The organism is Bradyrhizobium nanningense, from assembly GCF_004114535.1.
GTDB lineage: Bacteria > Pseudomonadota > Alphaproteobacteria > Rhizobiales > Xanthobacteraceae > Bradyrhizobium > Bradyrhizobium nanningense.
In genome coordinates, this window is record NZ_LBJC01000005.1 from 242,407 (window position 1) to 265,488 (window position 23,082).

Annotated in this window: 24 protein-coding genes; 11 read left to right on the forward strand and 13 right to left on the reverse strand. The window is 64.8% G+C overall.

Annotation, left to right across the window (positions count from 1 at the left end):
- Positions 1-93: 93 nt before the first annotated feature.
- Complete coding sequence (locus tag XH84_RS02845) at positions 94-657, reverse strand: cytochrome b/b6 domain-containing protein (protein WP_128917526.1); 564 nt, start codon at positions 655-657, stop codon at positions 94-96.
- A gap of 12 nt (positions 658-669) precedes the next feature.
- A complete protein-coding gene (locus tag XH84_RS02850; RefSeq protein ID WP_128917525.1) occupies positions 670-945 on the reverse strand; it encodes a PepSY domain-containing protein in 276 nt (91 codons plus the stop codon).
- A 172-nt stretch (positions 946-1,117) separates the two neighbouring features.
- Between XH84_RS02850 and XH84_RS02855 the strand changes: the two genes are divergently transcribed.
- From XH84_RS02855 to XH84_RS02865, 3 genes are read left to right on the forward strand one after another with little or no spacing between them, the layout of a single operon-like run.
- Positions 1,118-1,405 (forward strand): PepSY domain-containing protein, encoded by a 288-nt coding sequence (locus XH84_RS02855; protein ID WP_430641868.1) that lies wholly within the window; start codon positions 1,118-1,120, stop codon positions 1,403-1,405.
- Entirely contained in the window at positions 1,405-2,070 is a 666-nt protein-coding gene (locus tag XH84_RS02860) for a response regulator transcription factor (protein WP_128917523.1), read from the forward strand. Before XH84_RS02855 ends, XH84_RS02860 begins: the two co-directional genes overlap by 1 nt.
- A complete protein-coding gene (locus XH84_RS02865; RefSeq protein WP_128917522.1) occupies positions 2,067-3,434 on the forward strand; it encodes a sensor histidine kinase in 1,368 nt (455 codons plus the stop codon). Before XH84_RS02860 ends, XH84_RS02865 begins: the two co-directional genes overlap by 4 nt.
- Positions 3,435-3,450: 16 nt before the next feature.
- On the opposite strand, the gene ppx is transcribed toward XH84_RS02865, so the two are convergent.
- From ppx to XH84_RS02885, 4 genes are all read right to left on the reverse strand, one after another.
- Positions 3,451-4,953: an exopolyphosphatase gene (ppx, locus tag XH84_RS02870; RefSeq protein ID WP_128917744.1), complete on the reverse strand. Its 1,503-nt coding sequence runs from the start codon at positions 4,951-4,953 to the stop codon at positions 3,451-3,453.
- 15 nt (positions 4,954-4,968) lie between these two features.
- On the reverse strand, positions 4,969-7,161 hold the full coding sequence (locus XH84_RS02875; protein ID WP_164936018.1) for an RNA degradosome polyphosphate kinase: 2,193 nt from the start codon (positions 7,159-7,161) through the stop codon (positions 4,969-4,971).
- A gap of 155 nt (positions 7,162-7,316) precedes the next feature.
- A complete protein-coding gene (locus tag XH84_RS02880; protein ID WP_128917521.1) occupies positions 7,317-7,994 on the reverse strand; it encodes a P-loop NTPase family protein in 678 nt (225 codons plus the stop codon).
- Positions 7,995-8,100: 106 nt separating this feature from the next.
- Complete coding sequence (locus XH84_RS02885) at positions 8,101-8,643, reverse strand: CDP-alcohol phosphatidyltransferase family protein (RefSeq protein WP_128917520.1); 543 nt, start codon at positions 8,641-8,643, stop codon at positions 8,101-8,103.
- A 157-nt stretch (positions 8,644-8,800) separates the two neighbouring features.
- On the opposite strand from XH84_RS02885, the gene purM reads away from it, so the two are divergent.
- Together purM and purN are read left to right on the forward strand one after the other, a co-directional pair.
- Positions 8,801-9,874 (forward strand): phosphoribosylformylglycinamidine cyclo-ligase, encoded by a 1,074-nt coding sequence (gene purM / locus XH84_RS02890; protein ID WP_128917519.1) that lies wholly within the window; start codon positions 8,801-8,803, stop codon positions 9,872-9,874.
- Positions 9,874-10,527, forward strand: coding sequence for a phosphoribosylglycinamide formyltransferase (purN, locus tag XH84_RS02895; RefSeq protein WP_164935990.1), 654 nt, complete (start codon positions 9,874-9,876; stop codon positions 10,525-10,527). Before purM ends, purN begins: the two co-directional genes overlap by 1 nt.
- A gap of 92 nt (positions 10,528-10,619) precedes the next feature.
- Here purN and XH84_RS02900 read toward each other — a convergent pair whose 3' ends face one another.
- On the reverse strand, positions 10,620-10,826 hold the full coding sequence (locus XH84_RS02900; protein WP_007591938.1) for a cold-shock protein: 207 nt from the start codon (positions 10,824-10,826) through the stop codon (positions 10,620-10,622).
- A gap of 370 nt (positions 10,827-11,196) precedes the next feature.
- Between XH84_RS02900 and XH84_RS02910 the strand changes: the two genes are divergently transcribed.
- On the forward strand, positions 11,197-12,360 hold the full coding sequence (locus XH84_RS02910) for an autotransporter outer membrane beta-barrel domain-containing protein (protein ID WP_128917517.1): 1,164 nt from the start codon (positions 11,197-11,199) through the stop codon (positions 12,358-12,360).
- Between the two features lie 21 nt (positions 12,361-12,381).
- Here the strand turns inward: XH84_RS02910 and XH84_RS02915 are convergent, their stop codons facing one another.
- Positions 12,382-13,422, reverse strand: a complete 1,041-nt coding sequence (locus tag XH84_RS02915; protein WP_128917516.1) for a LysR family transcriptional regulator — start codon at positions 13,420-13,422, stop codon at positions 12,382-12,384.
- 71 nt (positions 13,423-13,493) lie between these two features.
- Here XH84_RS02915 and XH84_RS02920 point away from each other — a divergent pair, with 71 nt between their 5' ends.
- From XH84_RS02920 to XH84_RS02935, 5 genes are all read left to right on the forward strand, one after another.
- On the forward strand, positions 13,494-14,111 hold the full coding sequence (locus tag XH84_RS02920; RefSeq protein WP_164935989.1) for a hypothetical protein: 618 nt from the start codon (positions 13,494-13,496) through the stop codon (positions 14,109-14,111).
- On the forward strand, positions 14,098-14,718 hold the full coding sequence (locus XH84_RS02925) for a GNAT family N-acetyltransferase (protein WP_024338084.1): 621 nt from the start codon (positions 14,098-14,100) through the stop codon (positions 14,716-14,718). The genes XH84_RS02920 and XH84_RS02925 overlap by 14 nt, the downstream gene beginning before the upstream one ends.
- Positions 14,719-14,742: 24 nt before the next feature.
- Positions 14,743-15,306, forward strand: a complete 564-nt coding sequence (locus tag XH84_RS02930; protein ID WP_128917515.1) for an isochorismatase family protein — start codon at positions 14,743-14,745, stop codon at positions 15,304-15,306.
- Positions 15,307-15,336: 30 nt separating this feature from the next.
- Positions 15,337-15,507 (forward strand): hypothetical protein, encoded by a 171-nt coding sequence (locus XH84_RS39520; RefSeq protein ID WP_164718707.1) that lies wholly within the window; start codon positions 15,337-15,339, stop codon positions 15,505-15,507.
- 203 nt (positions 15,508-15,710) lie between these two features.
- A complete protein-coding gene (locus XH84_RS02935) occupies positions 15,711-17,093 on the forward strand; it encodes an aspartate aminotransferase family protein (protein ID WP_128917514.1) in 1,383 nt (460 codons plus the stop codon).
- A gap of 285 nt (positions 17,094-17,378) precedes the next feature.
- On the opposite strand, the gene rnd is transcribed toward XH84_RS02935, so the two are convergent.
- The 5 genes from rnd to XH84_RS02960 form a co-directional block, all read right to left on the reverse strand.
- On the reverse strand, positions 17,379-18,542 hold the full coding sequence (rnd, locus tag XH84_RS02940; protein ID WP_128917513.1) for a ribonuclease D: 1,164 nt from the start codon (positions 18,540-18,542) through the stop codon (positions 17,379-17,381).
- 453 nt (positions 18,543-18,995) lie between these two features.
- A complete protein-coding gene (locus XH84_RS02945; protein ID WP_128917512.1) occupies positions 18,996-20,330 on the reverse strand; it encodes an ABC transporter substrate-binding protein in 1,335 nt (444 codons plus the stop codon).
- An 11-nt stretch (positions 20,331-20,341) separates the two neighbouring features.
- Complete coding sequence (locus XH84_RS02950) at positions 20,342-21,211, reverse strand: carbohydrate ABC transporter permease (RefSeq protein ID WP_128917511.1); 870 nt, start codon at positions 21,209-21,211, stop codon at positions 20,342-20,344.
- A complete protein-coding gene (locus XH84_RS02955) occupies positions 21,208-22,158 on the reverse strand; it encodes a carbohydrate ABC transporter permease (protein ID WP_128917510.1) in 951 nt (316 codons plus the stop codon). The genes XH84_RS02950 and XH84_RS02955 overlap by 4 nt, the downstream gene beginning before the upstream one ends.
- On the reverse strand, positions 22,155-23,006 hold the full coding sequence (locus tag XH84_RS02960) for a phosphodiesterase (RefSeq protein ID WP_128917509.1): 852 nt from the start codon (positions 23,004-23,006) through the stop codon (positions 22,155-22,157). The genes XH84_RS02955 and XH84_RS02960 overlap by 4 nt, the downstream gene beginning before the upstream one ends.
- Between the last annotated feature and the right edge of the window lie 76 nt (positions 23,007-23,082).

Sequence of the window (23,082 nt, forward strand, 5' to 3'; positions counted from 1 at the left end):
TCAAGCGGGCCAGCCCTTGGGGAAGGCTGCTCGCCGTTCGTGGGGCGTATCGGCAGCTCTCGGCGAGGCGCCGGTCAGGCGAACCAAGCTCGCTCACGACGGACGCTTCCTTCCCGTGATCATCGCCTTCACCAGGTTCTCGCGGTGCTCGAAGCTCGCCACCAGGACGCCAAGCACATGGACGACCACGAGGCCGATCGTGAGGTTGGCGAACGCCTCGTGCACCTCCTCGACCCATTTTGCTCCCCAGAAGCTGCCGGTCGTCATCATGTAACCGGTGATGCAGGTGCCGATCAGCATGACGATCAGCGCCACGATCATCGCGCCGCCGGCTGGATTGTGGCCGAGATAACGAGGCGCCCTGAGCAGCGCGACGTCGCGCATATAGGCGAGCACCGCGCGCGGCGCGCGCACGAAGTCGCTGAAGCGCACATGGCGCGGTCCCACGAAGCCCCACACGATCCGTAGCGCAAGCAACCCGGCAATGGTGTAGCCGGCGACGATATGGACTTTTTCGATCTCGTCCCCGGTCGCATAAGCGAGCAGAAACAGCCCGGCCAGCGACCAATGGAACACGCGCACGAAGGGATCCCAGACCTTGACCGTGGCCGGCGGCTTGTCGCCGCCGGCCACGATCGCGTCGTGAATGGCGCTCATGGTTGCGGCCCCTTACAGCTGACCGACGATCTGACCGCTGGTCGGATCGACGAACAATTCGACCCGGCTGCCGGACTTGTCGATGGTGTAGAGTTCGCCACAGGCATTCTTGAGCTTGGCCTTCTGGACCTTGTAGCCTTGGGCTTCGACCTTGGCCTGCAGTTGTTCGAGCGACAGCCAGTTCGTCTGTGGCGCTGTGGTGCAGGGGCGCCCGAAGCTGCCGGCATGGGCCGTCGCGGCGGCTGCAAGCAAGGCGGCGGTAGCGGCGATGATGGTGATCTTGCGCATGGTTCTCTCCGGCTTGTGGCGCCCGGCCACGTCATGCGGCGAGGCGATGAGCGGACATTGGCAGAAGAGCCCTGACCGGCGCCTGTTGATCCACGTCAGCAATTTGTCAGGTTGATTGGAGCATGCTCTGTCAATGCGATCCTCAGGTCTTCTGAAATTCGCCGCGGTGCCGCTGCTGGCAGGCGTCCTGCTGGCGCCGATGCCTGTGGCCGCCGGCGATCACGATAAAGGCGCGCCCGACGCGGTTCGCCGCGCAGTCGAGGCGGGCGAGATCAAGTCGCTCGCCGACATTCTCGCGTCGCTTCGTGGCAAGCTGCCGGGCGAGGTTGCCGGGGTCGAGATAGAGCGTGAGCGCGGCCGCTGGATCTATGAGTTTCGCCTGGTCGACGACAAGGGCCGGCTCTACGAAGCGCACGTGGACGCTCGCAGCGGCGAGATCGAACGCATCAAGGAGAAGTGATGCGCCTGCTGCTTGTTGAGGACGACCGACGGATCGCGGCCGATGTGGAGAGGGCGCTGCGCGCGGCCGGTTATGTGGTCGAGACCGTCCGCAACGGCGAGGAAGCCTGGTTCCGCGGCGACACCGAGGATTACGGCGCGATCGTGCTCGATCTCGGCTTGCCCGGCATGGACGGCCTGGCGGTCCTCAAGCGCTGGCGCGCGAATGGGCGGTCTATGCCGGTGCTGATCCTGACGGCGCGCGGCAGCTGGGCCGAGCGCGTCGATGGCATCGACGCGGGCGCGGACGACTACCTGCCGAAGCCGTTCCGAATGGAGGAATTGCTGGCGCGGCTGCGCTCGATCGTGCGCCGCTCGGCGGGGCATGCCTCCCCACGGATTGTCGCGGGCGAGGTCGAGCTCGATGAGCGTCAGATGAAGGTGACGCTGCGCGGCGTACCCGTCGCGTTGTCACCGCTGGAATACCGTCTGATCGCCTTTCTCTTGCACCATCGCGGCCGCGTGGTGTCGCAGCAAGAGCTCGAGGAAAACGTCTATGGCCACGGCGAGGACCACGAGTCGAACGCGCTCGAAGTGCTGGTTGGCCGCGTGCGCAAGAAGCTGGGCGCCGACCTGATCGAGACCCGGCGCGGCTTCGGCTATCTGGTACCGGAGACGACGCCATGAGCTGGGGCTCGCTGCGGCTGCGGCTGGTCGCTGGCGGACTCCTAGCCATCCTGATCGCGCTGACGATCGCCGGCGCCGGGCTGACGTTGCTGTTCGAACGCCACGTCACGCGCACCATCGGCGACGACCTCGACGTCTATCTGAAGCAACTCGTCGCGGGTATCGACGCCGATGCGCAGGGCAAGCTGGTGGTTGGCCGGCCGCCGGCCGATCCTCGTTTTGCTGACCCTCTTTCGGGCTTGTACTGGCAGGTATCGGACGACGGCGGTCAGGTGCTGCGTTCACGTTCGCTATGGGACACGGCGTTGGACCTGCCGCGGGATGAGCCGTCGCCTCGCGAACTACACCGCCACGTCATTCCTGGGCCCGCAAATGCACGGCTCCTGGTCAGTGAACGCCGCGTGCTGCTCACCCTGGGCGACCGCCGCGCGCCGGTGCGCGTCGCGGTGGCGGCCGATCTCGCCCGCGTATCGTCCGCCACCTCGCATTTCGCCAGGGATCTGGCGCTGGCGCTCGGCGTACTGGGGCTGGTGCTGGCGGCGGCCACTTCGATCCAGGTCGGGCTGGGCCTGCGTCCGCTGGATGCGCTTCGCCGCGGCGTCGCGGACGTCCGTTCCGGGCAATTCAAGCATCTCCCCATCGATGTCCCAGCCGAGGTCAAGCCTCTGGTGGAAGAGGTGAACAGCCTGATCGACGCCCAGGAATGCGAGATCGAGCGGTCGCGCAGCCGCGCCGCTGACTTGGCGCACGGGCTGAAGACGCCGCTCGCCGCACTCGCGGCCGATGTCGCACTCTTGCGTCAGCGCGGTGAGGAGGAGGTCGCGCAGGCGATCGAAGCCGTCGGCGAGACAATGAGCCGTCACGTCGATCGCGAGCTGGCACGTGCGCGGGCGAGGGGGACGGCTCGACTGCGCGCCGGTATTTCCACGCCGCTCAGACCGCTTGTCCAGTCCCTGATGCTGACGCTGGCGCGAACGCCAGCTGCGCAGCGCGTTGAATTCAAGACCTGCATGACGGGCGAGCCGAGCGTGCCGATTGATCGCACTGATCTGGCGGAAGTGCTGGGCAATCTCTTGGAAAACGCCGCCCGTCACGCCAAGAGCCAGGTGCGCGTTGGTGCGGATGCGGTGAAACCGGCGATCACGGTCGAGGATGATGGCCTGGGCATCGCGCCCGCGCAACGCTCACGCGTCCTCGAACGCGGGGTAAGGCTGGATGAGCGTGGCGAAGGGGCCGGCCTTGGCCTCGCCATCGTGCAGGACGTGCTCAGTGCCTACGGATGGCAGCTTATTCTTGCCGATTCCGAACTCGGCGGACTGAAAGCCATCGTCGCGCCAGAGGGCAGCTCCCAATCCCTCGCTTGACGCGCTGTTCGGTTAGTCAACGCCGCACGATCGAGCCGGCGCGGCCAATCAGGCGGGCGAGCTGGCGGAAGCGGCTGCCGACGCGATCGGCGACGAGGTCGACGAGGCGGTGCTCGAACACCAGCATCAATTTGCGGCCCTGGCTTCGGAAATGCGTGGCAGGCAAGACGCCCGGACGTGCCGCCGAGATCAAATGCGCGACGCGGAACGCAGCGCCCAAGAGGCGCGCGCGTTCGAGCTGCGCCGGCGTCAGCAGTTCCTGCATGTTGGTCGGCGGCTGGTTTTCCTCGCTCAGGCCCGCATAGCGATAGAACACCGACAGGCCGACGAAAGCGCGCTCAGTGTGGGTGATCGCGCCGAAATTGCCGTTGACGACGAGGCTCAGCGTCTGCTCGCCGCGGTGATCCGGATGCACGCGCCAGCCGATGTCGGACAGGAGGCACGCGGTGTGGCGCAGCCGCCGGTCCTCCTGGGTTTCGCGCAGCTTCACCACGCGCGCGAGGCGATCGGTCCAGGCGATCAGCTCGTGGGCGTGCTTCGCCGAGCGTGACAGCAACTGGTTCAGCTCTTCCGCGGCGCAGATCAGGCCGTCCTTGTTGCGTTCCGCCTCCGACAGCTTCTCGTGCAGCAGACCCTCGCGCACGCCGAAGGTCGAGAACACGATGGTCTTCGGCTTCGCCACCCGGATGATGTGCTCGAGAACCAGTGCCGCATAGGTGAGGAGCGGGCGGCGCGCGTCGGCAACGCTCTCGATGTCGGCGAGCATATTTGCGGCCGCCAGGCGCCGCAGCCTGCGGGAGAAGTCGAGCGCTTCAGCCGCGGACAGCGAATAGCCGTGCATCACCTGGAGCGGATAGCCGCTCTGGATGATGTGAATGCGCGCGAGGGCGCGCCAGGTGCCGCCGACCGCGTAAAAGGTGCGGCTACGGCCCGCGGTGAGCTGCGGCACCTCGTCGAGCTCCTCGCGCACGATGCGATCTGCGCGCTTGAGCGATTTGTGGGCGAGATCCTGCAGCGCGAGCCCGCCCAGCGGCAGCGTCACGCCGCTGCGCACGCTGTTCTTGCGCACGTCGATCAATTCGAGCGAGCCGCCGCCGAGGTCGCCGACGATGCCGTCGGGATGATGGATGCCGGAGATCACGCCGAGCGCCGATAGCCGCGCCTCGCGCGGGCCCGACAGGATCTCGATCTTCACGGCGCAGATGCGCTCGGCCTTGGTGATGAAATCGGGACCGTTGGAGGCGTCGCGGCAGGCCGCGGTCGCGATCGCGAAGACGCGACCGACCTGCATCACACGGCACAATGCGCGAAAGCGCTTGAGCGAGGTCAGCGCCTTGTCGACGGCGTCGGGGGCGAGCAGGCCGGTGCTCTGCACCTCGCGCCCGAGGCCGCACAGCGTCTTCTCGTTGAAGATCGGAATGAGGCTCCGCGCCAGCGCCTCGTAGACGACGAGACGGACGGAGTTGGAGCCGATGTCGATGACCGCGACGCTCGAGCCGCGCTTGCGCGGCCGTTTCACGTCGGACATCTCCGATCAGGATTGATGGCGTTCGTTCCGGCGCGTGAGACGACGCGGCGAGGATTCCTTGAGCGACTTTCCACGGCCAGACAGACTCGGATTTGTCATGAAGTAGTTGTGGACGTTGAAAGGCTCCTCGCCTTTCGCGGCCTTCATACGCGTTGAGGACCCGTCCGGCAACAATTGCCAGCTCTGCTCATTGTCTTTCAGGTTGGCAACCATGATCTGTTCGAGAACCTGCTGATGCACCGTCGGATTTTGCAGCGGACACAGCACCTCGACGCGGCGGTCGAGGTTGCGCGGCATCATGTCGGCGGACGAGATATACACAGCCGCTTTGGCGCTCGGCAGACCCTGACCCATGCCGAAGCAGTAGATTCGGCCGTGTTCCAGGAAGCGTCCGATGATCGACTTGACGCGGATGTTCTCGGACAGGCCGGGAATGCCGGGGCGCAGGCAGCAGATACCGCGCACCACGAGCTCGACCTGCACGCCGGCCTGGGAGGCCTCATAGAGCGCGTCGATGATGTCGGGGTCGACCAGCGCATTCATCTTCATCCAGACCGCGCCGTGCCGGCCGTGCCGGGCATGCGCGGTCTCGCCCTGGATGTGCTCGATGATGCGCTTGCGCAAGGTGAGCGGCGACACCGCCATCTTTTCCAGATCGCTCGGCGCGGCGTAGCCGGTGATGAAATTGAATACGCGCGCGGCATCGCGGCCGATGGTCGGATCGGAGGTGAAGTAGGAGAGGTCGGTGTAGATGCGCGCGGTGACCGGGTGATAATTGCCGGTGCCGGTATGAACATAGGTGGTGAGGCTGCCGCCCTCGCGGCGCACCACCATCGAGAGTTTCGCGTGCGTCTTCAGTTCGAGGAAGCCGTAGACGACCTGCACGCCGGCGCGTTCGAGGTCGCGCGCCCAGCGGATGTTGGCTTCCTCGTCGAAGCGCGCCTTCAGCTCGATCAGCGCCGTGACGGATTTGCCGGCCTCGGCGGCTTCGGCCAGCGTGCGCACGATCGGCGAGTTATTGGAGGTGCGGTAGAGCGTCTGCTTGATCGCGACGACATCGGGGTCGCGCGCGGCCTGCTGCAGGAACTGCACCACGACGTCGAAGGATTCGTAGGGGTGATGGACGACGAGGTCCTTCTGCCGGATCGCGGCAAAGATGTCGCCGCCGTGTTCGCGCACGCGCTCGGGGTGACGCGGCACGTAAGGGGTGAATTCGAGATCGGGGCGGTCGAGGCGGGTGAGCTGTGAGAGCTCGTTCATCGCCTGGACGCCGTCGACCAGGAAGACCTCGTCGTCGGCGGCCGAGAGGGCGTGCTGAACGAAGCTGCGCAACTGCTCCGGCATCTTGGCGTCGATCTCGAGCCGGATCACCGAGCCGCGGCGCCGGCGCTTCAGCGCCGTCTCGAACAGGCGGACGAGGTCTTCCGCCTCTTCCTCGATCTCAAGCTCGGAGTCGCGGATGATCCGGAAGGCGCCCTGGCCGTGCAGATTGTAGCCGGGGAACAGGCGGTTGATGAACAGGGCGGTTGCCTGTTCCAGCGAGATCAGCCGAACGGTCTTGCCGTCGGCCGGCAGGCGGATGAAGCGGTCGATCTTGCCGGGCATGCGGATCAGCGCATTCATCTGCTTGCCGTCGGCGGCGCGCGTGAGCTGGAGCGCGATGGTGAAGCCGAGGCTCGGGATGAACGGGAAGGGGTGCGCCGGGTCGATCGCCAGCGGCGTCAGCAGCGGGAACACGTTGTTGAGGAAGTAGTCCTCGATCCAGGTCCGTTCCGCCTTGGTGACGTCCTTGCCGTCGACCAGCACGATGCCGACATCGGCCAGCGTGCCGCGCAGGTCGCGCCAGATCGCCTGCTGGTCGGAGGCAAGTTCGGAGACGGTGCGGTTGATCAGCGCGAGCTGCTCGGATGGCGTCAGGCCGTCGGGGCTGCGTTCGGCAATGCCCTCGCGCACCTGGGCCTTGATGCCGGCGACGCGGACCATGAAAAATTCGTCGAGGTTATTCGCCGAAATCGACAGGAATCGCACCCGCTCCAGCATGGGGTGGCTGGAATTGACCGATTCCTCCAGGACGCGGCGGTTGAAATGCAGCCAGGAGAGCTCGCGGTTGATGAATCGTTCGGGGCTGGATGCGATCGCCGGCAGACCCTCGGTTTCCGGGACTTTTTCTTTGGTTTCAATAGCTTGCGCAGAGTCCATCAGAAGTCGGTCCATCCTGTCTCGCCTCACTTTGCGATCTATGCGCAAAACCCGCGGGAGCATGTGTTAGAGCGATGACGTTTCGATGACATTGATGTTCCGCCGCTTCGCGGCGTCAAGCGGGCTTCGCGCGGCCGCCGGGCGGGCCAGCGGGGTCAGACGTCCCGGAGCAGCTCGGCGGCCAGCGCCCTTGTGACGGGTCGGCCGAGCCGCAAGGCTTCACTATCGAGCAGTTCCACGGCCTGGCGGGCGGCAGCCGAGGACCGCTCAAGGCGGGTGGCGAGGTACCCGACCACGCTCTCGTCCACATTGAGCTGGCGATCGGCGCAGAATTTGACGATCAGGCCGCGGAAGAGCTGGTCGTCGGGGGGCAGCAGCGTGACAACAGGCACGGCGCGCAGGCGCGAGCGCAGGTCGCGAAGCTCGATCTCCAGCGCGGCCGGCACCTCGCGTCCGGTGAACAGCACATAGGCGCCGTCCTCGCGGGCGAGGTTCATCAGGTGGAAGAGGGCGCGTTCGTCGAAGTCCTTGGCCCTGATATCCTCGACCACCAGCGCCCCGGTGGCGAGCGCGCCCGGAACGCCGCCGGCCGTCAAGACGTTGGCAACGGTCGAGCGGGCGCCTGATATTTCAGCCCAGATCGCGGCGAGGTGGCTCTTGCCGCTGCCTTCCGGGCCGGCCAGCCACATGATCCGGTTCGGCCATTCCGGCCAGCTGTCGATCAGGGCCAGACCCGCCGCGTTGGCGGGGCCTTCAAGGAAGTTGTCCCGGCTGAGGCTCTCCGCATGCGGAAGCGCAAAGGCCAATTGTCGGGGATGGACGCGGCTTGCCACGCTTGCTTTGCTCCATGCCGGCGCGCCGGCCCGTTTGAAGAGAATTCGACCTGATCGAGCGGATTGGCCTTTTGCGGGGCCGCTTCCGCTCTCACCTGGTCCGCTCTCACTTGGCTTCGATCGTGCTCATGTGCCGCAGCCACCCGACGAGATAGAGCGACACCGAGGAGAGCGTGAAGATCGTGACGAGGCCCATCAGGATGATATCATAAGGGGCCGGCTTGAAGCCGAAGGCAAGCGCCGCCAGCACCAGCGCTGCGAACGCCACTTGCGCAACCGTGTTGAGCTTGGACACTTTCGAGGGCTTCATCTCGACCGGCCGGTCGAACAGCCAGGATACGATCACGGCGGCGACGATCATGATGTCGCGCGACACCACCAGGATCACGATCCAGCGCGGAATTGCGCCCCAGATCCCCAGCGCCATGTAGATCGAGACCAGCAGGGCCTTGTCCGCGAGCGGATCGAGCAGGGCGCCAAGCTCGCTCGTCATGTTGAAGCGCTTGGCCAGGAAGCCGTCCACGGCATCACTGATGCCGGCGATCAGGAAGACGGCGAACGCGACCTCCATTTGGCTCGACACGATGGCCCAGACGATGATCGGGACCAGCATGATGCGGCCCAGGGTAATGATATTCGGAATACTCACGAAAGCGCTTCCCGGCACCCGGTCTGACCTCGAATCCGGCCTCTCGGGAGGCTGAACCGGTTGATATCTCTACATAGTATATGGCGGTGCGCCATGCGAGCCATTGCGCGTCCCCGGAATTCGACGTAACCAGCCGCAAACCCACTGGAAATCGGGCATGACCGACCGCAAAAACGGCCTCACTTACGCCGATTCAGGCGTCGATATCGACGCGGGCAACCGCCTGGTCGATTTGATCAAGCCGATGGTGCGCGCCACCGCCCGGCCGGGCGCCGACGCCGAGATCGGCGGCTTCGGCGGCCTGTTCGACCTCAAGGCGGCCGGTTTCAAGGACCCGGTCCTGGTGGCCGCGACCGACGGCGTCGGCACCAAGGTCAAGATCGCGATCGAGACCGGGCTGCACGGCGGGATCGGCATCGACCTCGTCGCCATGAGTGTCAACGACCTCGTGGTGCAGGGCGCCGAGCCGCTGTTCTTCCTCGACTATTTCGCCTGCGGCAAGCTCGACCCCGAGGCCACCGCCTCGATCGTCGCCGGCGTCGCGGAAGGCTGCCGCGAATCCGGCTGCGCCTTGATCGGCGGTGAGACCGCCGAGATGCCCGGCCTGTACAAGGACGGCGATTACGATCTCGGCGGCTTTGCCGTCGGTGCCGCGGAGCGCGGTACGCTGCTGCCGCGCAAGGACATCGCGGCGGGCGATGCCGTGATCGGTCTCGCCTCCTCGGGCGTGCATTCCAACGGCTTCTCGCTGGTCCGCAAGATCGTGGAACAATCAGGCCTTGGCTTCGGGACGCCGGCGCCGTTCGCCCCGGTCATGACGCTCGGCGGCGCGCTGCTGACGCCGACCAGGCTCTACGTCAAATCCTGCCTGCGTGCGATCCGCGAGACCGGTGCGGTGAAGGGTCTTGCCCACATCACCGGCGGCGGCTTCACCGACAACATTCCGCGCGTGCTGCCGCAGAACCTGGGCGTCGGCATCGATCTGGCGCGCCTGCCGGTGCTGCCGGTGTTCAAATGGCTGGCGGCGCAGGCCGGCATCGCCGAGCTGGAAATGTTGCGCACGTTCAATTGCGGCATCGGCATGATCGCGATCGTCGAGCCCGACAAGGTCGAGCAGGTCATGCAGGTCTTCACCGATGCCGGCGAGACGGTGGCGCAGCTCGGCACGGTGATCCCGGCCGACGGCGAGCACCGCGTCGTCTATAACGGCCATCTCGACCTGGCATTGTGATGAAGCGTCGCGTCGCCATCCTGATCTCCGGCCGCGGCTCCAACATGGCCGCGCTGATTAAGGCCGCAAGCTCGGCGGATTTCCCGGCCGAGATCTCGCTCGTCATCTCGAACAAGGCCGATGCGCTCGGGCTTGAACGGGCCAAAGCGGCCGGCGTGAACACGCTGGTGATCGAGAGCAAGCCGTTCGGCAAGGACCGCGCCGGTTTTGAGAAAGTGCTGCAGGCGGCGCTCGATCAGCACGGTATCGAGCTGATCTGTCTCGGCGGCTTCATGCGCCTGTTCACGCCCGAGTTCACCAGGGCTTGGTACGGGCGGATGCTCAACATCCATCCCTCGCTGCTGCCGTCCTTCCCCGGCCTCGATCCGCACGGCCAGGCTTTGCGCGCCGGAGTGAAACTGTCCGGTGCGACGGTGCACTTCGTGATCCCCGAGACCGATGCCGGCCCGATCGTGATGCAGGGCGCGGTCCCCGTCAGCGATCACGACACGGCGGATACGCTGTCGGAGCGCATCCTCGAGGTCGAGCACCGCATCTATCCCGAAGCGCTGCGGCTGCTTGCGACCGGCAAGGTCCGGATCGAGGGCGATGTCTGCAAGACGGATGGAAGCGGACCCTCTGAGAACTTTTTGGTTGCGCCGGTGGTGCGCTGAAGCGCCGTCCTCGCGGCGGTCTTCACAAACAAAATCCCCCGGCAGAGCCGGGGGGCCACGTCATGATCTCTCGCGCTTCACGTCGAGAGACATCAGGAGACCTTGAGGTTCTCCGCGGATGCTTTGCCGCGGTTCTCCACGAGGTCATATTCAACCACCTGGTTCTCGTTCAGGGTGGAGAGTCCGGCACGCTCGACGGCCGAGATATGGACGAACACGTCCTTGTCGCTGCCGTTCGGCTTGATGAACCCATAGCCCTTGGTCGGGTTGAACCATTTGACGGTGCCCTTTTGCGGCATCGCTAGTCTCCTCCACTAGATATAAAAAAGACGCGGCCGCTGTTTCGCGTGCCACGCCACAAACGGGCTTCCGAAGTCTGTTTGAGTCTCAACGTCGCGAAACGCACAGCGAGCGGCCAATTCCGATTGTGTCCAATATTGCAACATGAAAATCGCCCGTTAGCAAGCCGTGCACGAATTTCAAGGGCAGGCAGGCTGTGCCGATTTGCAATTTCCGACCTGTGGCCGCGGAACCACAATCGAGGGCAATAGCCTCGGTGACAGGGCCAGGCGGTTGACGCTCCGTGGCAGTTCGGCACAAATCGCGGCATGCGTGCGCCGCGCGTGTTGCATTTTTGCGCGCCGCCATTTGCTTTCGGGATTTGTCGTCATGTGCTGCACGTCGCAGCCCTCCGGGACACGGCAGACGATCGGGCTGGACCGCGTCCGCAGGGTTGCAGCGGCGATCGCGATGGCGTTTGCGATCGTCGTGATGATGTCGGCCGCATCGCCAGTCTTCGCGCAAAGCCCGACGCCTACGCCGACGCCCACGCCCACGCCGTCACCGACCCCGATACCGATCCCGTCGCCGACATCGACCAATTACGATCAGTCGGTCGGAAACAGCGCGCTCAATCTCGGCTCCGGCTTCCTGGAGCGGCTCGGCAACCAGGCATCGGGTGGTTTCAACCGGGCGTTCCGCACCAATCCCGGCGGCGGCGGCGCATCGGCGAGCACGGAAGATCCGCGCTACCGCACCTGGTTCGAGGGCTACGGCATCTCGGTCCGCACCGACGCGCAAGGCGACTTCGTCGGCGACAGGCGCAAGACGGTCGGGGGCGTCGCCGGCTTCGGCGCGCGCGTGGCGCCGGGTGTCGATCTCGGCTTCTCCGTCGACCAGAGCCACACCGACGTCGACGTGCCGCTGGCGCTGCAATCGGCGACGCTCGACCTGACGCAAATCGGCGTCAACGGCTCGGTCGACAAGGGCCCGTGGACCTGGGCCTTTGCCGTGGTGCACGGCTTCGGCAAGGTCCGTTCCAGCCGTGACACGGGCCTCGGTCTTGCGACCGCGGGCTACCGCGCCGCGATCGACGGCGCGCTGACCGAGATCAGCTATTACTGGACCAAGGACCAGATGCGCATCGTGCCCAAGGGGGCGCTGGAATATGTGCGTGCCACCAGCGCGGCGTTCCAGGAGACCGGCGGCCTCGATCCGCTCAACGTCGGCTCGACGGCGCTTTCACGCGCGCGCGTCATGATCGGGGCCGAGATCGGCCGCTACTTCGTCATCGATCAGAAGATCCTCGACCTGTCCGCCTACGGCAAGTTCGTCGACAATTTCCACCAGGATCTCGGGTCGATCCAGGTTAGCCTGGGAGCCCAGAGCATCGTCGTTCCCGGCATCGGCGAGAGCCGCTACGGCGCGGATGCCGGCGCCTCGGCTTCGCTCAGCCTGACCAACGTGGCTCGGCTCTACCTCAATTACGACGGCAAGTTTCGCAGCCAGCTGACCTCGCACCAGGGCACGGTCGGCTTCGAATACAAATGGTGAGCGGGTAGCCCGCTTAGGTGTTTAGGCCGGCGTTGCCGCGACATATCCCGTCAGCCCAAAACCCTCGCGCGCGGCCGTCATCATCGGCACCAGCGCGTTCGGATGGATGAACTCGTCGCGGAAGCAGGGATAGGTCTTGGGATCGAAGATCTTCTTCAGCCAGTCGACCACGATCTTGTGGCGCTCGGAGGCGCGGAACTCCTTGTGATAGGTGAGCCAGAGATCGGCGTGGTGGCTGACGCCGAGATCGACGGCGATCAGCGGCGCGCCGAGGGCGATCGAGACCGTCGGCAGGAAGCCGATGCCGGCGCCGCGTTCGATGGCATAGAGCACGCCGACCGAGGAATTGGTCTTGATCCCGACGATGCCCTCCAGCGACTTCAGTCCGAGCACGCGGGCGTAGGCGCCGTCGTCGACCTGCGGTGCGCTCTGCTTGATGATGCGGTGGTCCTTCAGCTCCGCAAGGGTCGCCGGCACACCGTAGAGGTTTTCATACTCCTTGGAGACGAAGGGATAGATGTGCAGACGGCCGAGCTTGGCGACGATCAGGTCGGGATTGGTCGGCGGCTCGAGCTGGATCGCGATGTCCGATTCAAGCCGTGCGACGTCGGCCTGCTCCATCGCACAGCGCAGATCGACTGTGATCCTGCGGTAGGTTTTCTGGAAGTCGATCAGGCGCGGCAGGATCCAGAAATTGCCAGGACCCTCCGTCACCGCGACGCGTACGGTGCCCGAAGTGTTGTTCGACGATCGCGAAGCGCGCCGGAAGACGTTGAAGGCATGACGCTCCATATGCGCAACGTCGGCGATCATCGCGGTGCCTTCATCGCTGAGCGTGAGCCCGCTCTGGTCGCGCAGGAACAGCTTGCAGCCGATGCTCTCTTCGAGCCGGTCGATCCGGCGCATCAGCGTGGTCGAGGTGAGCCCGAGCTCCTCAGCGGCATTGCGAAAACTTTTATATTTTGCGCACGCTAAAAACAGCTTCAAATCGTCCCAGGACGCATCCAGGGACTCTTCACGGTGCTGCATCATCGCAGCACCCCGGTGCAATAACTGCTGCATATTCCTGATCTCCAGCCGCTAAAGTCGTCGGCGTAGCGGGGCACGAAAACCTCAAACGATAGAGGCGTGATATGGGTATGGAAAGGGGCTCGTTTGCCGCAAGGCATGATTTCGATGCCTTGCCGCTGAGCCCGGACATCGATGTCCGCTGCGCGCAATTGTCCGAAATTGCCGCGCTTGCGCAAATGGCGCACCGGTTGGTGCCGGGCGTGCGGATCGGGGCAGAAGAGCTTACGCGATACGCCACGCTCGATCCCCAGAGCATCCTGACGTTCAGCCGTAAGGGCCATCTCGTCGGCGGCATGGCCTTCCTGTTTCTCAATGACCGCGGGCACGATGCGCTGCTGCTCGACGAGATCTGCCTCACTGCGCCCGAGACCCACTATCTCGCTTCCGCAAGGGAAGACGTCGCCGCCATCTATATCTGGGCGATCGCGGCGACGGGGCGCGGCATCGCCGGTCTCGGCAAGGCGGCGGCACATCTGCGACAGCTAAGGTTTCGCGGCGCGAATTGCTATGCGCAGCCGTCAACGGTGGCCGGAGCCGACATCATGAAGGCGACCGGCTTTGCGCCGGTCCCGAGCTTCCAGCCCGACCTTTGGTGCTACGAGCGGCCTTGGCACCGGCTACCGATGCGCATGCCGGGCGCGATTATCCAAGCAAGGAGTATTGCAGATGCACGGTACTAGAATTCCCGTCGCCAAGCCCTGTTCACGCGCCATCACCATCCGCCTTGCGCGCGATCCGAACGATCTCATGCTGGTCACCGCCATTCGCTCCGCGGTCTATCTCGCCGAGCAGGATTGTCCGTTCGAGGAGGAGTTCGACGGTAACGACATGGTCGCGGCGCACTTCATCGGCTTCGTCGGCAACGAACCTGCGGGCTGCCTGCGGGTGCGCTTCTTCGGCGATTTCGCCAAGGTGGAGCGGCTCGCGGTGCGTCACCAATACCGGCGCTCGCGCGTCTCGTTCAAGCTGGTGCAGGCCAGCGTCGACTACGTGAAGCGGAAGGGATTTCGCAAGATCTACGGTCAGGCGCAGGACAGGCTGGTCGATTTCTGGGCGCATTTCGGCGCCAAGCCGCTCGGCCATAATCGCAAGATCACGTTCTCGGATTTTTCCTACACGGAGATGCTGTTGGAGATCGAGCCGGGCCCGGACGCGATCACGCTGGACAGCGATCCCTATGTGATCATCCGTCCCGAGGGCGATTGGGACCGGCCGGGTGTGCTCGACGCCTCGGCGGGGCGGGCGGTGACTTCACCGCTGCGGGACCTCGCGCTCGCCGACCGCTGAAATTGGTGCAGTCTGGCGCAGACAATGCTGGCTTCCATCCACGATGATCCGCCGATTCTGATCTGCGCGGATCTCCAGATCGAATATCTGACCCCCGGACGCCGTCACGTCATCCTCGATGGTGATGCTGCCACGGCGCGCTGCCTGGAACTGCTGACGCTGTGGCGCGGCAATCTGTGGCCGGTGATGCACCTGAAGCGCATCGCGCAGGCCGCCTGGTTCAATCCGGCATCCAGGCTGACCGATTGGATCGCGGAGATGAAGCCGCGGCCGGGGGAGCTGACGTTCGAGCATCCGCTGCCGTCGGCCTACAGCTCGTCGCGGTTTGTGGACTACATGTCCAATATCCGCAATGTGCGCTGTATTGTGGTCGGTTTTTCCCTGGACGAGACCATCCTCGCCACTGCCGCCGACGGGTTTCACCGCAGCCATCGCTACCAGGTCGTCGCCGACGCCGTGGCTTGCCGGCAGCCGGGCACCGGTGATGCCGCCGCCTATAAGCATGCGGTAGTGAATGTCATCGGGAATTTTGCTACAATCCAAACGAGCGCCGAACTGATCAGAACCAGTGGCGCCGTTGCTGTGTAGGCGGCCGCGACCCGCGGATGGGGTGAGAGATTGTCACGGGGAGACGAGCTCAAGGAGCTGGCGAGCGACCTGTCGCATGCCGCCGAGAAGGCGCGCAGGCTTGGTCTGCCGACGACGGTCTATCTGCTTTCGATGGCGCTGGTGGAAGTGAGGGAAGCCGCCGCCGGTGCCGACGACGGGCATGACGACGACGCGGCGTGAGAGGCGCCTCAGCTGTGGTTCTGCGATGTGCCGTTCCGTGATGCGCGGCTTTGTCATCTGCGGCTTTGTGCAATGCTGCTGAGCGCTTGCTGCCGATGAATTGGCGTTGCAAGTTCTGTGCTGTCGCAATAGCCAAGGTACTTGATCATCGGGTGATGACGCCGGCTATGCCTGCGACGTGACGCTTTCAAGGATCTCTAGCAATGTCCATGCTGCCCAATTCGCAAGAGGCCCGGGATGTGGCCTATCAGCTCCATCCCTACACCAACGCGCGCACGCACCAGCAGGCCGGTCCCCTGGTGATCGAGCGCGGTGATGGTCCTTACGTCTTCGATGCGTCGGGCAAGCGCTATTTCGAGGCGATGGCCGGCCTGTGGAGTGTCGGGCTCGGCTTCAACGAGAAGCGGCTGGTCGAGGCCGCACACAAGCAGATGCAGGCGCTGCCGTTCTATCACACGTTCTCCGCCAAGTCGCACGGGCCCTCGATCGACCTTGCCGAGAAGCTGGTTGCGCTTGCGCCTGTTCCGATGAGCAAGGTGTTCTTCACCAATTCGGGCTCGGAAGCCAACGACACCGTGTTGAAGCTGATCGCCTATCGCTCCAACGCGCTCGGCCAGCCGCAGCGCAAGAAAGTGATCAGCCGGATGCGGGCCTATCACGGCGTCACCATCGCCTCCGCCAGCCTCACGGGCCTGCCGAACAATCACCGCTCGTTCGACCTGCCGCTGCCGAACATTCTGCACACGGGCTCGCCGCACTTCTACAAGGACGGCGCCGCCGGCGAGAGCGAGGAGGCGTTTGCGACGCGCCGGGCCGAGGAGCTCGATGCCCTGATCCAGAAGGAAGGGCCCGATACGATCGCGGCGTTCTTCGGCGAGCCGGTGATGGGTGCGGGCGGCGTCATCGTGCCGCCGGCAACCTATTGGGACAAGATCCAGGCGGTCCTGAAGAAGTATGACATCCTCTTGGTCGCTGACGAGGTGATCTGCGGCTTCGGCCGCACCGGCAAGATGTTCGGCTGCGAAACCTACGGCATCAAGCCGGATGCGATGGTGGTCTCCAAGCAGATCACGTCGAGCTATTTCCCGCTGTCGGCGATCATGCTGAACGAGCGCATGTTCGAGCCGATCGCGGACGAGAGCAACAAGATCGGCGTGCTTGGCCACGGCTTCACGGCGGGTGGGCATCCGGTCGGCTCGGCGATCGCGCTGGAAAACCTCAAGATCATCGAAGAGCGCGGCCTGGTCGCGCATGCCGCCGAGCTCGGTGCCTATATGCAGGGTCGCTTACGCGAGCTCACCAGTCATCCGCTGGTCGGCGAGGTCCGCGGCGTCGGCATGATCGCAGCGCTCGAGCTGGTGCTCGACAAGGGCCGCAAGACGGCAGCGGCAACGCCGGGCGCGGTCGGCGGCATCGCCAGCCGCATGCTCCAGGAGCGCGGCGTGATCTCGCGCAACATGCTGGATGCCATCGCCATCTGCCCGCCGCTGATCGTCAACAGGTCCCACATCGACGATCTGGTCGCCGCGATCTCGGGCGTGCTGGACGACATGAAGGCGGAAGTAGCCAAGCTGACGCCGGCGTAGGCCACACTGTCGCGTCGAATTCCGTCATTGCGAGCGTAGCGAAGCATCCAGACTGCCTCCGCGAAAAGACTCTGGACGCTTCGTCGCAAGAGCTCCTCGCAATGACGGTGTAGGAGGCAGCACTATATCTAACACCGTCACCCTGAGGTGGCCGCTTTCTTCAGCGGCCCTCGAAGGGCGCCGGCCCGGCTGCATCTCGGCCGTTCATCCTTCGAGGCTCGCCATGCGGTGCTTTGCACCGCACGCCTCGCGCCTCAGGATGACGGCGTTATTCCGCGTTGGCAGTTAGCGGCTAACCGCCTCCGCTCGCTGCACCCCGATCACGCGACCTTTCTCGATCGCCAGCGCCAGCTCGCCGCGCTTCAGCTTCAGCGCGGCATCGCCGAACAGTTCGCGGCGCCAGCCGCGCAAGGCGGGCACGTCGGCCTCGTCGTCGGCCGCGATCTCCTCGAGATCGTCGACCGTCGCGATCACCTTGCTGGCGACGGCGTGGCGCTCGGCGGTCATGCGCAGCAGCACCTTCAACAGCTCGACGATGGCCGCGCCATTGGAATTGTTGCGCGGCTTTTCCAGCTTCGGCAGTGTGGCAAAATCCCGTTTAAGCCCGCGCTCGACCGCGGCGACGATGTCCGCGCCCCATCTGGATTTCTCGAACCCCTTCGGCACCGAGCGCAGATGGGCGAGCTTTTCCAGGCTCGTCGGCGCGTGGGTCGCGATGTCGGTGATCGCCTCGTCGCGTAGCACGCGGCCGCGCGGCACGTCGCGGCTCTGCGCTTCCTGCTCGCGCCAGGCCGCGACCTCCATCAGCACCGCGAGATCCTTCGGCTTGCGCACGCGCGTCTTCAGCCGCTCCCAGGCGCGTTCGGGATGGAAGTCGTAGGTTCTGGGGGAGGTGAGGACCTCCATCTCGATTGAGACCCATTCGCTGCGGCGGCGCTTCTTGAGGTCGGCGTCGAGCGCCGCGAACACGTCGCGCAGGTGGGTGACGTCGGACACCGCGTAATGCATCTGCTCCTTGGTCAGCGGCCGGCGCGACCAGTCGGTGAAGCGATGGGTCTTGTCCGGGCGGTGGCCGGTGACCTTCTCGACCAGCGCGTCGTAGGCGATGCTGTCGCCGTAACCGAGCACCATCGCGGCGACCTGGGTGTCGAACACCGGGTGCGGGATGATATTGGCCTGGTGCCAGATGATCTCGATGTCCTGACGGGCGGCGTGGAAGACCTTCAGCACGCGTTCATTGGCCATCAGCTCGAAGAACGGCTTGAGGTCGATGCCGGCGGCCAGGGTGTCGATGACGACGGCTTCCTCGGCGCTGGCCATCTGCACCACGCACAGCAGCGGGTAGTAGGTGGTCTCGCGCAGGAACTCGGTATCGACGGTAATGACGGGGTACTTGGCCAGCCGGCTGCAGGCAGCCGCGAGGTCAGCGGTGGTGGTAATCAAATCCATGAACGGCCCATGACACTTGACATCAGCCGTTCTGCCGAAAGTGCTGTGATGTCAAGGGGCTCGATGCGAATTCGAGCCTTGCATTTGGGCTGGAATCGCTTCTTCCGACGAAATTCCTATTCGTAGCGGACCCGGTGCGAGGATTTGCGGGCGCAGGGCAGCGCCACCACGACCACGCACATGGCGACCAGCGCCAGCCCCAGGAACTCGAAAACCAACAGATCCACGGCGAAATCTCCAGAAACATCGATAGATTTGTCGGGGGTGCGTTGAGGGTCTGTTAATTGCAATGGTTACCGGCGGCGGGGGCGGCCGGATGGTGCACGGGGAGTTAATGGGGGCGATTTCGCTCAGTCGTCATGGCCGGGCTTGTCCCGGCCATCCACGTTCTTTTCACGCGCGAGCAAGCTCGTGGATGCCCGGGACAAGCCCGGGCATGACGAGGTTGCGGCTTCAGGGCAGCTTCAGTGACGTCTCCGCATTGTACGGCTTCAGCGTCTCGTCGGCGGCCTTCTGGGCGGCGGCGAGGGCTTCCTTCGGCTGCTTCTTGCCGTTGAGGACCAGCATCACCTCGTCTTCGAGATTCTTGCGAACGGGCACGGTCTTGTAGGTCGCGAACCAGGGCTTTGCGATGTCGAGTTGCTCGACGGCGGTCTTGGCGTCCGGGTTCTTGTTCAGGAAGTCGATCATGTCAGGCGTCTTGTAGGCGGCCATGTTGGGCGCGAAATAGCCGGTGGCGCGGCTCCACCAGCCGCTCTTCTCGGGCGAGGTCATCCACTTGATCAGCGTCCAGGCGGCCTTCTGCTTGTCGGCTTCAAGCCCTGCCGGAACGATCAGCGAGGCGCCGCCGATCGGCACGGCGTTGCGGACGTTGCGCGGGATGAAGGCGACCTTGTAGGCGAACTTGGCGTTGTCGCGCACGTAAGTGAGCGAGCCCGTCGACAGCATCATCATCGCGGCGTTGCCGGAGATGAAGGCGGTGCTGACGGCCGGTCCAGGCGTTGCGCCGGGCGGGTGGACCTTGTGCTTTGTGACGAGGTCGTTCCACCAGGTCAGCGCGCCGAGCATCGAGGGCGTGTCGTAATAGACCTCGCCGCCGAACTCCTCGTTGTAATAGCGCCCGCCATTGCTCATGGTGAGCGTTTCCATCATCCAGCCGCAATAGTCGTAGGCGCAGGGAATCTCGAGGCCCCATTGGGTCACCTTGTCGCCCTCGCGCTTGGTCAGCTTCTTGGCCCAGTCGGTGAGATCGGCCCAGGTCTGCGGCGGCTTGTTGGGATCAAGGCCGGCTTCCTTGGCCTTGTCGGCATTGATGTAGAGCAGCGGCGTCGAGTTGTGGAACGGCACGCCATAGACCGAGCGGTTGATCACCGCGTTGCCTTGCAGGGCCGGGAAGAACTGGCCGAGGAACTGCTCCTTGGTGGTGCCATCGGCCTTGATCAGGGCATCGAGATTGGTGAGTTCGTTCTCGATCTGCATGTCGAGCAGGAAGTTCGCCGACATGATCACGGCGGACGGCGGCTTGCCGGCCTTGATGGCGGCGCGCGTCTTGATCAGCGTGTCGTCATAGGAGCCGGTGTAGACCGCGGTCGCCTTGATATCGGGGTGGCCGTCGTTGAACTCCTTGATCAAGGTGCCCATGTCGCGGGCGAGCTTGCCGTCGACGGGAACAGGAAAGAACAAATCGATCTCGGTCGGGCCTTCGCCGGCAAGGGCCGGGAAGGCGAGGGCGCCTGCCATTGTGCCTGCCATAGCAAGGCCGAGCATGAGCCTGCGGGAGAACAGCATCGAAAAATCTCCTATTTGATGCCTGAGGTGACGAAAGAGCTGATGAAGCGCTTCTGGAAGATCAGGAAGGTGACGAGCAGCGGGGCGATCACCATCAGCGTGCCGGCCGCGATGGTGCCCCAGGCCTGTGTGCCTTCGGCGGTCTTGGTGAAGACGGACAGGCCCACTGTGAGCGGCCGCTTGTCCGGCGAATTGATCACCATCAGCGGCCACAGGAAGTCGTTCCAGTGGCTGGTCACGGAGATGATGGCGAAGGCCGAGAAGCTCGGCATCGACAGCGGCACGTAGATGTGGCGGATGCGCTGGAGCAGGCTGGCGCCGTCGATCAGCGCGGCGTCCTCCAGCTCGGTCGGGATGGCCTCGAACGCCTGGCGCATCAGGAAGGTGCCGAAGGCGGAGGCGAAGAACGGCATCATCACGCCGGTGAGCGTGTCGTAGAGCCCGAGCTGTGCCACCAGCGACAGGTTCGGCACGATCAGCAGTACCGGCACCAGCATCAGCTGCATCAGGAACAGGTAGAAGATCAGCGTCTTGCCGGCGAAGGCGAGGCGCGCGAAGGCAAAGCCCGCCAGCGTGATGGTGACGAACTGCACCAGCAAGATGCCGGCGCAGATGATCGTGGTGTTGAGCGTGTAGCGCGGGAAATCGCCGATCTCCCAGGCGTCCCTGATGTTGTCGAGCGTCGGCTTCACGCTCGGCATCAACTCGGCCATGGTGTTGATGCCGTCGGAGGCCGGGCGCAGCGTCGCCACGCCCATCCACAGGAACGGAATCAGCCAGACGATCGCCAGCAGCACGGTCAGCAGGAAGCCGAGCTTTGGTGTGATCTCGCCCCGGGTGGCGAGCGGGGCGTCCTTGTAGAGCCGGTCGATCAGCTTCATGGCCCGCCCTCGCGGGTCGCCATGGTGCGGAAGGAGAGTGCGGTCAGCCCCATCAGCGCGGCGAGCGTCAGCAGTGTCGCCGCCGAGGCCTTGCCGACGTCGTAATGCTCGACCGCCTGCTGGTAGATGTAGAACAGCACGAGATTGGTCGAATTCGACGGTCCGCCTTGGGTCATGACGAAGACGTGGTCGACCTGCGTCACCGCGTTGAGGATCGCGATGACGGTGACGAACAGGAAGGTGGGCTTGAGCTCCGGCAGGATGATGTGGCGCAGGCGCATGTAAGGCCCGGCGCCGTCGAGATGTGCGGCCTCCATCACGTCTTCGGGCACGGCCTGGAGACCGGCCAGGAAGAACAGCATGTAATAGCCGGCGTTCTTCCAGATCGTGATGATCATGATCGCGTAAAGCGCGATATCAGGATCGCCGAGCCAGTTCGGCAGCACCGGAAGCAGGCGGCCGATATAATAGTCGAGCAGGCCGACATTGGGCAGGAAGATGAACATGAACAGCGCGGAGGCCGCGACCATCGGGATCAGCACCGGCAGGAACAGCGCGGCGCGCAGCGCGCTGCTCACGGCGTTGGTGCGCGACAGCGCCAGTGCGAACAATAGCGCCAGTCCGATGCTCGGGATCGCGGTGCCGACCGCGTAGATCAGATTGTTGACGACCGCCCCGGTGAAGGCGGAGTCCGCCAGCACCGCGCTGATATTGTCGAGGCCGACGAAATGGAGCGGCGCCTTCGGCGTGGCGCGCTGATAGAGCGCGTCGACGAACACGCGTCCCATCGCGCCGTAGGTGAACAGCGCGAGGAAGACCAGCGAGGGCAGCAGCAGGAGGTAGGCCGGCAGCGAGGCTTTGAAGCGGGTGGTGAGGCGCTTCAAGACATCGAGGCGCGGCGCCGCCGAGGTCGCGACCGGGAGAGCCGCGGGTTCAGCGAGGCTCATCTCACCGCCGCGAACTTGAGCGCGTAGTCGCGCCCGTCCATTCCCGCGGGCGGCTCGAACGGGAAGCGCAGACTGTCGTCGAGGAAGTCGTGGCTGTGCACGACGAGATTTTCGTCGTCGATCAGCACCACGCCATAGGCCGGCGGCTCGTGGCTTGCGAGGTGCGGCGTGTTCGCATCGAGCTCGAACCAGACCTGGTGGTTGGTGCCGCGCAGCGTCGAGAACGGGATCTTGCCAAAGCTGCCGAAGATCGGCCGGTGCACATGGCCGAAGAAGAGGTGGCGGATGCGCGTGCGATAGGGTGCGATCACTTCCGCGAATTCCGCGCTCTGCTTCAGCCCGATCTCGTCCATCGCGTGGACGCCGACCGGGAAGGGCGGATGATGCATGAACACGACGAACTCGCGGTCGGCGGGCGCGGCCGCCAGCGTGCTCGCAAGCCAGTCGAAACGCTTGGCGCACATCTCGCCGGCATGGCTTGTCTCGTCCAGCGTGTCGAGAAAGACGAACAGGCCGTGTTCGGTGGTGCGGGTGCCCTGCACGAAGCCGTTGGCATCGCGCGGGGCGGCTTTGAGCGCGTCGAGGCAGGTGACGCGCTTGTCGTGATTGCCGACCATGGCGATGTAGGGGATCTTCAGCGCGGCCATCGCGTCGGCGAAATTGGCGTAGGATTCAGCCTCGCCCCAATGGGTGAGATCGCCGGTCACCACCGCGAAGGCGGCATCGGACTGATGCTGGTTGATATCGGCAATCGCGGCGTCCAGCCGGGCGCGCGGATCGAGGCCATAGAGCTTCAGTCCCGGATTGGCGAGATGCGTGTCGGTGATGTGGATGAACTTAAAGGGCATGGCGCTTGTCAGGACTGTTGGAGGGCGGGCGCCTCCGGCAAGACGACCCTGACAGGCGGTTAGAGCGCGTGTGTTT